Annotated in this window: 7 protein-coding genes; 6 read left to right on the plus strand and 1 reads right to left on the minus strand. The window is 44.4% G+C overall.

Features of this window, described 5'->3' with window-relative positions:
* Positions 1–47 precede the first annotated feature (47 nt).
* The 6 genes from KHO06_RS20620 to KHO06_RS20645 all read left to right on the plus strand — a co-directional run bounded on the left by KHO06_RS20620 (position 48) and on the right by KHO06_RS20645 (position 11,422).
* Positions 48–1,652, plus strand: coding sequence for a BCCT family transporter (locus KHO06_RS20620; RefSeq protein WP_212583280.1), 1,605 nt, complete (start codon positions 48–50; stop codon positions 1,650–1,652).
* Between the two features lie 150 nt (positions 1,653–1,802).
* Positions 1,803–3,536 carry a hypothetical protein gene (locus KHO06_RS20625; RefSeq protein WP_045420548.1) on the plus strand — a complete coding sequence of 578 codons (1,734 nt, stop codon included), beginning with the start codon at positions 1,803–1,805 and terminating at the stop codon, positions 3,534–3,536.
* A complete protein-coding gene (locus KHO06_RS20630; RefSeq protein ID WP_212583281.1) occupies positions 3,536–4,267 on the plus strand; it encodes a DUF3726 domain-containing protein in 732 nt (243 codons plus the stop codon). The genes KHO06_RS20625 and KHO06_RS20630 overlap by 1 nt, the downstream gene beginning before the upstream one ends.
* A gap of 835 nt (positions 4,268–5,102) precedes the next feature.
* Complete coding sequence (locus KHO06_RS20635; protein ID WP_212583282.1) at positions 5,103–7,445, plus strand: M4 family metallopeptidase; 2,343 nt, start codon at positions 5,103–5,105, stop codon at positions 7,443–7,445.
* A 70-nt stretch (positions 7,446–7,515) separates the two neighbouring features.
* A complete protein-coding gene (locus tag KHO06_RS20640; RefSeq protein WP_182052347.1) occupies positions 7,516–9,030 on the plus strand; it encodes a M28 family metallopeptidase in 1,515 nt (504 codons plus the stop codon).
* 397 nt (positions 9,031–9,427) lie between these two features.
* Positions 9,428–11,422, plus strand: coding sequence for a hypothetical protein (locus KHO06_RS20645; protein WP_212583283.1), 1,995 nt, complete (start codon positions 9,428–9,430; stop codon positions 11,420–11,422).
* A gap of 133 nt (positions 11,423–11,555) precedes the next feature.
* On the opposite strand, the gene KHO06_RS20650 is transcribed toward KHO06_RS20645, so the two are convergent.
* Positions 11,556–12,167: a pyridoxamine 5'-phosphate oxidase family protein gene (locus KHO06_RS20650; RefSeq protein ID WP_212583284.1), complete on the minus strand. Its 612-nt coding sequence runs from the start codon at positions 12,165–12,167 to the stop codon at positions 11,556–11,558.

Below are 12,167 nucleotides of genomic sequence, written 5' to 3' on the forward strand. Positions count from 1 at the left end.
TTTTTGTAGCCGTTAAGGCAGCTGCAATAAACCTCTGGAGTCAGAGCATGTCTGATCTAACCAATAGCATGAAAGTTTCTACGATGAGCGTGTCATCAAAGAAGCCACAAGCAAAACACAACGACATTTCAGCAACAGAAAACTCACCGGATAAGCTGGGGCTCAGTAACCCAGCACTTTGGTACAGTGGCGGCTTTATCGCACTGTTCGTTGCCATCGCGCTTTATGATGGTGAACTGCTATCCACATTGGTAAACACAGGATTTGCGTGGTCAGTAAAAGTCTTCGGCCCATATTGGCAACTACTGCTTCTTCTCACTTTTCTTATTGGTCTTGGCTTGGCTGCAGGGCGAACAGGTAAGGTGATTTTAGGTGGCACAACCAAGCCTGAAATGGACGGTTTTCGCTGGATGGCGATCATCTTCTGTACCTTACTCGCCGGTGGTGGCGTGTTTTGGGCGGCAGCAGAACCAATCGCACATTATGTCAGCCCACCACCTTTGTATGGTGCACAAGATAATCCACAGCAGGGCGCCGTCAACGCACTATCACAATCCTTCATGCACTGGGGTTTCCTCGCTTGGGCTATTGTTGGTAGCTTAACGTCTATCGTGGTAATGCATCTACATTACGACAAAGGCTTGCCACTCAAGCCACGAATTCTGCTCTACCCAGTATTAGGTGAGCGCGCACTGAAGGGCCAAATCGGCGCCTTGATTGATGCGTGCTGCATCATCGCGGTAGCGGCAGGCACTATTGGTCCAATCGGCTTTTTAGGTCTACAGGTTAGCTACGCGTTAAACGCTTTGTTTGATATTCCTGATGGGTTCACGACACAGCTGATCATTATTCTCTTTGCCATCGTACTTTACACCGTCTCTGCGCTAAGTGGCCTGAACCGTGGCATGCAAATGTTGAGTCGTTATAACGTTATCTTGGCGATTGCTCTAATGGCTTACATCCTGCTATTCGGTCCAACAGACTTTATTTTCAATGGTTACATTCAAGGCGTAGGCACCATGCTGGATAACTTCATCCCTATGGCGACTTACCGCGGTGATGAAGGTTGGTTGAGCTGGTGGACCGTATTCTTCTGGGGTTGGTTCCTAGGCTATGGGCCAATGATGGCCATCTTTATTGCTCGTATTTCACGTGGCCGTAGCATTCGCCAAATAATTACAACCATCAGTATTGTTGCACCATTGACGACCTGTTTCTGGTTCACGATTGTGGGTGGTTCAGGTCTGGCGTTTGAAATCGCAAACCCTGGCAGCGTGAGTTCGGCGTTTGAAGGCTTTAACTTACCGGGAGCGCTGCTGGCCGTAACGCAACAGCTGCCAATGCCGATGTTAGTTTCTATTTTGTTCCTTGTGTTAACGACCATTTTTATTGTGACAACAGGGGACTCGATGACTTACACCATCAGTGTCGTGGTCAGTGGTGAAACAGAGCCAAATGCCATCATTCGTACGTTCTGGGGTGTGGCGATGGGTGTCGTCGCGCTGATTCTGATTTCGCTTGGCTCGGGCGGTATTTCTGCTTTGCAATCCTTCATTGTGATCACGGCAGTGCCAGTCTCGCTAATCTTGCTGCCGTCACTATGGAATGCACCGCAGATCGCCATCAAGATGGCAAAAGAGCAGGGGTTATAAGTCGCTATAAAGCGATAAACAATGGTTTAGAAACCGTACTTTAGAAACAATGCTTTAAAAAAAACAATAACGTGGAGCTTGTGCGGGTTATAACCCTCCTACACCCGCACAAGTCTATATTCTTACAATAAAAAATAGGTGGTGAGCAAAATGGATGCACATCGTTCTACTTACACTGAAACAACGCTTCGCGACGCTGCTACTGTGATGGCGCCAGATAGGCTAGGGGCTATGCACCAAAACCGAATCAGCTTTGTGAGAAGTTTGATTCGAAAGATGGCAAGCCAAGAATGGCAAGTCAGCAAACATGAATGGCAATTGTGCCCACGTGGATTTGGTCACGTAATTTATAAGCTTGAGACGCCGGAGCATGTATATCACTTGGTTGTGTTTTGCGATGAGATTGCCGATGAAGAACGCAATGATCGCGTTATCGCTGAGAAATGGGACGTCACCTTTGCACTTGTGAAAGGGGATGTCCATGTCGAGCTCTTAGAACAGCTAAGAGCCAATGTGCCCTTGCAAGAAGCAGGGCGTAACCCTAACAACGTACTTGTTCTTGCTCGTGCGAACAAAAGCGTCCGCGTGTTTGAACATCTCGTTGCTGCATTGGCAAAAGGTGAGCAACCAGAACCTTCTGAACTTGCAGAGGTTGGCTACATACTGAGAACGACAGCCGTATACGGAAACGGCAAGTTTGGTATAGCCGATTTTAAGCTGTTAGAGAACAATCCTGATTTTAATCAATCCTTTAGTGCCCAAATGTGTGCGGTGTACATGCTTAGAGAGTTCAGCCTTGATTGGGTGCACTATCTAGCTCAGCAACAAGGTGGAGACAAAGCCATTGCTTTACACAAAGGGCTACAACGTTACCTTGGTGTGGGGAATGCAACAGGGTTAGGTATGGCGCCTTATCTTATCAACCACCCTTGCATTGTTGATCAATGGATGACGTCACGTGAGCGTGCTATTGCTCAAGTATTGTCGATGCCTTGTGAGATCCAGCAAGAAGCGCCACTGACAGCGTTGTTGGCAAAAGCGCAGCGTCATCTAGAGCAGGTAATCACCATTAATGAGCATCAAGACCAACTGAATCATAAAGCGATAGAAGACATTCAGGCGCTGCAAATTAACTTGAACGCCTTGATGGCGAAACACCTGAACTGGGCAAGCTTGATCAGACAAACCACAACAATGAGTTTGGAAGCCCAAGAAATCCTAACTTCATGTTTGATCGAGCTTTACCCTGCTTTGGTTGATGAATTTGAAAACCAAATGAACACCGATGAATCTTTGTCTATTTCAGGTGGAAAAAGCGTTCAAGATGTTTTGCAAATACTAGAGAACAAATACCGTTGGTCGATTGATGCGGACTATTCGTTACCAGAGAACAACTATTGGTTCTGGTATCGCTCCCAAGATAAAGAGGAGCCGAGGTTAGGTGTTCGTGGAGAGGAGATTGGCGAAGAACGTGAGCTGCCGCTGGATATTGGGCGACAAGTAAACCGCCTCTACCATGCTCTACAAACGTGTAAGCCGGACACATCGTTAGCAGAGTTCTTGTTGCAACACCCGCAGTATCGTGCAATCACTCGTCGTGCGTGGACACTCGGTAATAGAGAGATGGGTGATATCCAAATGAACGTACTTCGTAAGGATGCCCTGCCAATGCACTTGCTGCGCTGTAAGCTAGCGATGTTTGGCGCTACCAAGTTCGACCCGAGGTCTGACCGCTGGGTGCGCGTGACCTTCTTCCAAGGAGCCCCACTTTTGGATGAAATCAACGATCCTGAGTATACCGATAGTTGGATTTTCCCTACTATGCCTGAGCGTGAAGACATCGCGCGACGCGACAATCAAAAAATTGATGGGGGTTTTGCATAATGATCGTTTCTCACAATGAGCTAATGGCTGCGGTAAACAAAGCCTTTCTTGGGATGCGTCGTCACTGTGGTGAAGCGGATGTGATTGCTAACATGGTTGCGGACCTTCAAATGGTTGGTTTACACGGTGTACGCCACTTCAACAACGCCAGTCTGTTCCTTAATCTCGATTCGGACTGTGCAGTCACCATTGCTGGCAACACAGACTCGTCCATTGAAGTGGATTTGCACAATGGTAGTGTTGCATGTCATTTACCAGCGGTGCTGGACTTTGCGTTAGAAAAGATGGTGAAGAGTAAGTCTGTCACTGTTACGCTAAAACAATGTCATAACCGTTGGTTAGCATTTAGTGAGTTAGCTCGATTGTCTGCCAAGGGGATAGCCTGTCGTGCGCAATGGGTGAATGGTACCAGTCCGAAACGCACCTTATATGTGTTAAATCGAGGTCACATTGCACCAGAAGTCTTCTTTTCTGATGTGGTAGAAGGGCACGGTACGGATTACCACAACATGATCATAGAACTCTCCACCAACGATTTTAACCTTGATGCGAGTTCGCAAGGCTACGCTATTCATATCGAAGGTGAAGAGCTAAGCCGTGCACAAAAGGCATCATGGGCAGAGGGTATATTTGTGGAGGATGCTGAGTGGGAAACCTTAAAACAGACCGCCACCGTGTTCCTTGTCGAAAATAGTGAGCGTTCTATTCAAGGTGCTGGTGAATTAGCTTGATACCGATCCTTTGACCAAATTACTAAGAGGCTGCCTTTGGGTAGCCTTTTTTATTACCTATACTTTGAGCCTATTTAAAAATGGAATAAAACTATTAATAACATCAAATATGATTGGTTTTGGTCTATTATAACTTTACTGATTTGTTTTATTTTATACCTCTTAATAAATGAGTTCTTTGACTTTATTTATATCCTGATTTTCACGTGATCCTCTTCCTGTTTAAAACAACAAATTTAAAATGTGAAATGTCATTTATTTATTCAAATTATTTGATTTTAAATGCTTATTCTTCTCGATAATCTCATAAATAACCTTGTATTATGTGGGTTTTATGACAGTTTATATCAAGTCGTGGTATGGATTTTCTAGTTAAGTTTAAAGGGCGATTGCGACGAAAACGATTGCGGTAAGTAGTCGAGTTTTAATCGGGATGGCATTCATTCTGAACTTTTATCTGATACTTGGTTTTTGATATTTTGTATTTGAAAATACAAAGTTTAATATGCTAAATTTTATGACTTAGATAATAATGATATTGAAATCGGTCTCTCTATTTCTTCTGGGTTTAATAAATTTTTTGTTCATAATGAAATTTAAGAAAACAATATTTTTAAATAAAAATATCTAATGATAAAAATGTATTTTTTGGATTTTATAAATGAGATCTTCTTCCATGAAAAATTCATTTGCAACAATTTTGTAACTTTTAGATTTGCCAGTTTCATTGATTTATAGAATTGATGTATCACAACTATTTTATTGATTTTAAATATCGACTTTGATGTGTTTTTTTCTGATAGATTCGATTCGAATACATCAAGGAGATAGATAAATGATAATCAAGAAACGTCTGATAGCAGTCGCTGTTGCAGGTGTAATGACCATGTCAGTACATGCAGGTGAATCAGTCACACTTACCAAGCCAGTTAACTTCACCAACTTCTCTGGCCTTAACTCACAACTGGGTGTTAACAATGCTTCTAGCTTTAAACAGGTGAAAAGTATCCACCTTAAAAAACGTGGCGTTTATAAAGTTAAGATTCAGCAGAACGTTTGGGGTGTTCCTGTTTGGGGCCATTCTCTGAATGCGACGCAAAGCTTTAAGGGTGGTGCATTAAAAACGGTACAAGGAAGCTACCTTCGCGTGAATGACTTGGATCGTAGCTTTGTTAAGCCGAAGTTGAACCGTGCAGATGCATTAAAAGTCGCGTCTAAAAACCTTCAGGATAAAGGCTTCGCAGTTAAGTTCCTGCGAAACGTTGAAGATGAGTTATTCATCTATCAAGACGGCAAGAAGACTCGTTTAGTCTACGTGGTTTCTTATCTGTTAGCGAACAGCCTTCAACCATCTCGTCCGTTTACTATGCTAGATGCTCACAGTGGCGAAATCATCGATCGTTGGGAAGGGATTGCACACGCACAAATCGGTACAGGCCCTGGTGGTAATGAAAAAACGGGTATGTACGAGTACGGTACGGATTACCACTTCCTCGACGTACAAGAGGATGGCACTAACTGTGTGATGGAGTCGGAGAACGTTGTCACGGTTAACCTAAATGGCGGTACTGAAGGTTCTACTCCATACAGTTACGAATGTCCGCGCAATGAATTCCAAGAAATCAACGGCGCTTACTCGCCACTGAACGACGCCCATTACTTTGGCAACATCGTATTCGACATGTATAAAAACTGGTTCGATACGGCACCGCTTACCTTTAAGCTGATGATGCGCGTTCACTACGGCACTGGGTACGAAAACGCGTTCTGGGATGGTCAGGCAATGACATTCGGTGATGGTGAGAGTTACTTCTACCCACTGGTTAGCCTTGATGTGTCAGCTCACGAAGTGAGCCATGGCTTTACCGAACAAAACTCAGGCCTGGTTTACGCTAATCAGTCTGGTGGCATGAACGAGGCCTTCTCGGATATCGCAGGTGAAGCGGCAGAGTACTACATGAAGGGCGAAAATGACTGGATGGTCGGTAAAGACATCTTTAAAGAAGATGGCGCCCTGCGTTACATGGATGACCCTTCGCGTGATGGTTCTTCTATCAACCATGCTCAAGATTATTACGATGGATTGAATGTGCACTACAGCTCGGGCGTATTCAACAAAGCTTTCTACCATCTTGCGACAACGGATGGCTGGGATACCAAGAAAGCGTTTGAACTGTTCGTACTTGCTAACCAGATCTACTGGTCACAAAACAGTGATTTCTGGGAAGGGGCATGTGGCGTTAAAAGTGCCGCAACTGACCTAGGTTACGACGCATCTGCGGTTGTTGATGCGTTTGGCATTGTGGGTGTAGAGCCTTGTGCGGAGCCACCATTGCCACCAGAGCCAGAATACCAACGCTTAGAGAATGGCAGCTCGGTAACCGTGAATGGTGACACAGGCTCGAAGACTTACTTTGATATTGAAGTACCAGAAGGCAAGCAAAAGTTGACGATTAACCTGCTAGCGCCAAATGGTGATCCGGATATCTATGTTGGTTTTGATTACGCGCCAAGCTCGACGGAGAACATTTGTTCTAGCGCTTCAGTATCAGACGAAGTGTGTGTCATTGAAAACCCAGAGCAAGGCCGCTACACCATCAACGTTTACGGTTACGCTGCATACGATAACGCAGAGCTATTGGCGACTTACGATGATAGCAGTGCGAACGTGCCACCAGTAGCGTCGTTTGACCAATCAGTTTCGGGTAAAACGGTTCAACTTCGTAGCACAAGTAGTGATAGTGACGGCAACATTGTTTCTTACCAATGGAGCCTAGGTGATGGTAATTCGCAAACTGGTGAGACGGTATCACACACTTACGCTGCGGCAGGTGACTACGCAGTAACGTTAACCGTAACGGATGATGCAGGTAGTGCAACTTCGACGACACAAACAGTGACGATCGAAGAAGGCCAAACGGATGCGTTCCCGCTGAAACTGAACTTTGGTAACAAATTCCCGAATGGTAAAGCTCGTGTCAAACTTTCTTGGAAATACAGCACTGACGATTACTTCATCGTGAAGCGTGATGGTAAAAACGTAGGTGCAACGGACTTCCAGTCTTACGTTGACCAGTTTGAGCACAACGGCACGATCGACGTGGAATACCAAGTGTGTACCTCTGGAAATGTGTGTTCTGAAACGAAGCGTTACCGATTCCTAAAACCAAATAAATAATAACGCAATATAAAGGGCTCCCAAAGGAGCCCTAATTCGTCATGTACGGCTAGAAAAGGAAAAACAACAAATGAAAAAGAGCTTATTAGCGATGGCATTACTGAGCGGCACTGTTGCTGCGAGTGAATCTCCGTTGCAGGAAGAGGTGTGGATCACAACAGACGCAGATGCTCAGCACTTAGCTATTCAACACGGCGCCGTGGTGTATTCTGACTTTTTCGGTGCACGCCCAGCGATCGTTGCTAAGATTCCTCGAGATAAGTTAGCGACGTTATCCAGTCACATGCACCATGACAAACATCGTTGTGGTGGCTATATGGTGCACCCAGATAAAGCCAGCGCAATGAAAGCGGCAGCGATGCCGACGACAATAAAAACATTTAACAAGCCCACGATAAGTCATCATGAAACGGTCGAAACGCTCATCAAACAGGTAGAGCCAACCAACTTGGTGAAAACGATTGAAGACATGACATCTTTCACCAACCGTTTTTATACGACACCGACGGGTATTGAAGCCTCAAACTGGTTGTTAGAGCGCTGGATAAAAGAGATTGAGGGAGTGAGTTATGCATCTGCGGTGCAAATTCCTCATGCTGGGTTCCCTCAAAAGTCAGTTGAAGTCACCTTATTAGGAGCGAAGTACCCAGAAGAAATTATTGTTGTGGGTGGCCATTTAGACTCGACGGCAGGGACTTGGACAGAAGAGCACACCATCTCTCCAGGTGCGGACGATGATGCATCGGGTATTGCTACCGTAACGGAGGCGCTTCGATTGATGATCGCCAGTGGAGTCCAGCCCGATCGTACGATTAAGTTTTATGGCTATGCGGCGGAAGAGGTCGGCTTGAGAGGATCCCAAGGCGTGGTATCAATGCTGAGTAGCCAAGGAGCCAACGTTCTTTCAGCCTTGCAGCTGGATATGACTAACTACAATGGCTCTGCTCATGACATTACGTTCATTACAGACTATACGGACAGCAACCTAACGGCCTTTTTGGCTGAGTTGATTGATGAGTATGCGCCTGAAATCACCTACGCCTTTGACCGATGTGGCTACGCATGTTCTGACCATGCATCTTGGCATAATGCTGGCTACCCAGCTGCAATGCCTTTCGAGAGTATGTTTGAAGACTACAACCCGAATATTCATACCCAATTTGATACTTTAGAAAACGCGGATCCAACGGCAACTCATGCTAGCAATTTCGCGAAACTTGCAGTGGCTTATTTGGTGGAGTCGAGCATGGATAGCGTATCGGGTGTGACGCCATTACAAGATGGTGAACCCGTTGACAATTTGCAGGCAGGGTATGGCGAAGAGCAATTCTTTACCTTTGAAACACAAGAAGCAGGGCAGGTGACGATCACCATGTCAGGCCCGAGAAGTGGTGATGCTGACTTGTTCGTTAAGTACAACGACTCTGTATCCGTAACGAGTTTCGACTGCCGCCCATTCCAAAATGGTAGCAATGAGCAGTGTGTTCTTAACAAACCTGCGGGTATGTTCAACATCATGATTCGCGGTTACCGTAATTTTGACCAGACGAGTATTGTTGCGAGTTTTGAAAAAACCGCAAAGTGATGGTTAGAAAGTTTAAATTCTATTAGGTTAGACCTCGATTAAATTGCCGCTCATGCCATAGTGAGCGGCATTTTTATTGCTGAGATAAAGCCTTTGATGCTCCTCAACTTCATTCTCCTCCTGGCATCAACCTTGTTACTCTTCTCTTCTCTTTCCACCGCAAGACCTCTAACAAATAAAGGTGAAATCCATATAAACACTATGGGCTTAAACTTTTGTCTTTTTATTTATTATTTTGTTAATTGCTGGCGTGTTTATAAATATTGCGGGGTCTTTTTTATTTTTATTATTATCATTAAGTAACTAACGATTTGATTACCATGATTCACTTAAAACAGCGGCTGTTGTTATTAATATAAATAGCGATTACATCAAATCGCAGTGGTAATAAAAATACATGAAAATATCTAAGTTTCTGCCGCTTATACTGTTAAGCGCGCTTTCATCTCACGTTTCTTTTGCTCAAGAGGTTAACCATTCATCTGTCGTCCAGACGGTTTATTATGATCAAGTCGACCCGACATATCACGATTCGCTTTACCTGTTTCAGCTTGTGATGTCCAAACACTGTCTAAACTACCGACTTGATGAAGAGGCTTGTAGCAGCTATCTCTATGACAAGCGCAAGACGGTTGTATCCGATTGGTCTGCGGAACAAGAGCCAGTCAAAAAGCAATATCTTAATATTAAACTCCAAATGCTCGATGACATGGGTTTCATTCTTGCTGACGTACATCATGGCGATCAAGGCTATTTCAGTCCAATCGTCGCAGATACTCAAGCAATCATGGACACACGTTTTAAACCTCAGTTAAATCAGATCATTCAGCAGGAGCTTAAGGAAAACGGTGGGAAAACAGGTCTAGACTTTGTTGGCGCCAAGAAGCAATTGTTAGTGCAGTACAAGGACGAAACAAAGCGCTTTCGTGAAACCGAAATGGAGCCAATTGAGTTCTTAGCGCCTAAACCAACAAAGGCGGAGAAGATTCATTACCAAGAATTACTCTTCTCAGAACTCTACCTTGCGGAAAAGCTATCAATGACTACCGCAGAAAGAGAATTAGACAAACTTCTTACGGATGTTATCCGAGACTTGGTGAGATGCGCTGAATGTACGACAACACCTATCGTGAAAACGGTGAGCCACTCATATACATCTTATGCAGAGATTAGCCTCGCAGAGGTGATGTTATTTGGATTGGAAGGGCTACCAGCAGGAAATTCAGAGATACTTTACCCGGTCGAGTATTTTGAATCTGGAGATAAGACTCTTTCTGTTGTCCAGTTTCTTTCGAACCTTCGCTCTTATATCCAACAAAACGAGGCTTACTTATTTGTATCAAAAGACCAAGTAAGCGATGATGCAAAACCTGCCAATATTGAGCAAGCTTCTTGGGAAGTCATGAAGAAAGGTGTGTCGCGCGTTAACTTGAGCTCTGATATTTGGAAAAAAGCGATGGTTCCGAACATTCGTCGCTTGTTTAACTCCCTTGTTAAAATCACAACGGGCCCGACTGGCGCAACTTTCGTTAACCAGGCGTCTCAGGCGATGAATAGTGCGGTGACGACCAACTTTAAGCTCGCCCATATCGGGAAAACGTTCAACCTGGCAAGCTCGGTGAACGCGGTGATTAAACACTTACCAAAAGTCATTATTGGAGAGTCGGAGCGTTACTTGTGTAACAGCGATGAGATTGCCGGGAGTGGGTTCACCAATGGCATTACTTTGGAAGAAAAGTGTGTTTATGTGCCTAATTTTGGCTACCGTGCTTTCCCGATTACCGTCGGTTCATTGCTCGATCAACCAAAAGGCACAGCAACGTTAGAAGATAATACCGGCGGTACAACACCTCTGATGGTGCTTTATAAATATATTTCGGATGCGATTAACCCTTGGCAGACGCTCTTCAATAATACGCAAGCCATTCTTAATACCGATTTGCAATTCGCTGGACAGGATGTGAGCGGGTACCGAGTGATCCTCACTCATAACAGTGGAGCAATCGTGTATCGAAACATTATGTTTGCCAAGCAAGAATTAGTGCTGACAAAAGATCAGCTATTTGATGCTGATGTTAGTCACTACACATTGAAGATATACAGCAATATGAATGACAACGAAGTCGCAAATTTTGCATTGACGGAAAGTATGTTTGAACGTGCCAACGGCGGTGTGGTTAAGGGCAACAAATTCTATTTTGTTGAGGAGATCTTTGATAACCAAAAACCAGAGTTTATTAACAAAACACGTGCTCTAAAAGTATGTGGTTTGGCCCCGGAATCATCAGACAAAAACGCGTTCTATTTTGATTGCTTAGACGATAAATTCTATCCCCGTGCTATCCCTGATTACTATCTGGACAACATGCGAGTTGTATCGAAACCAGAGTAAAGTACTCACCATGTTTGTATCTCGCATCAGAGCGAAGTAATGCTTGCTCGGTATTGCTTTCGATGAAATACACTCTGATACAACGATAAATGCCGCATCAAGCCATGATGCGGCATTTTTAAACAAGCGCTCGTTAAAGCGTTGACTTGTAATATTCGACCATCTCTTCTTGAGTGGCCGCCACTAAATCTGGGGTGTTCTGCTGTGCTTTCATGATTTGAGCAAGAGAAGGGAGGATTTTTCTATCGACGCGGTACGCATCGCTCCAAAGCTTTGCACGCATGATGGCTTTAGCGCAATGGAAGTACAAGCTTTCTACTTGAATTTTGATGACGATTTTAGGCGCTTTGTTCCCATCAGGGCACATTGACTTTAACTTTTCATCTGTGTGTAAACTGGCAACGCCTTTTAGTCTTACGACCTCATCAATCCCATTCACCATAAATAAAAGTCCGACCTTTGGATTTGCGAGAATGTTTTTAAAGCTGTCCAGTCGATTATTACCAGAGCTGTCAGGCATTAGCAGGGTTTTATTGTCTAAGATTTTAATAAATCCTGGCAGCCCACCACGTGGGGATATATCAGTAAAGCTTTGTTCATCGCTGGTTGTAAAGAGGACAAAATGACTGTGATTGATTAATGTCTGGGCATATTCATCTAGCTCGAACATCACTTTGTTTTTCGCTCGTTGGCTTGGCTGACCATACAGGGCTTCTAGTGCTTCCAATGACGTTATTTCACTCAC

Origin of the sequence: Vibrio sp. B1FIG11, from assembly GCF_905175335.1 — a bacterium.
GTDB classification, from domain to species: Bacteria; Pseudomonadota; Gammaproteobacteria; order Enterobacterales; family Vibrionaceae; genus Vibrio; species Vibrio campbellii.

What these genes read in the sequence shown, in the direction of transcription:
- KHO06_RS20620 (WP_212583280.1), top strand. Translation starts at nt 48, where the DNA reads ATGTCTGATCTAACCAATAGCATGAAAGTTTCTACGATGAGCGTGTCA.
- KHO06_RS20625 (WP_045420548.1), top strand. Translation starts at nt 1,803, where the DNA reads ATGGATGCACATCGTTCTACTTACACTGAAACAACGCTTCGCGACGCT.
- KHO06_RS20630 (WP_212583281.1), top strand. Translation starts at nt 3,536, where the DNA reads ATGATCGTTTCTCACAATGAGCTAATGGCTGCGGTAAACAAAGCCTTT.
- KHO06_RS20635 (WP_212583282.1), top strand. Translation starts at nt 5,103, where the DNA reads ATGATAATCAAGAAACGTCTGATAGCAGTCGCTGTTGCAGGTGTAATG.
- KHO06_RS20640 (WP_182052347.1), top strand. Translation starts at nt 7,516, where the DNA reads ATGAAAAAGAGCTTATTAGCGATGGCATTACTGAGCGGCACTGTTGCT.
- KHO06_RS20645 (WP_212583283.1), top strand. Translation starts at nt 9,428, where the DNA reads ATGAAAATATCTAAGTTTCTGCCGCTTATACTGTTAAGCGCGCTTTCA.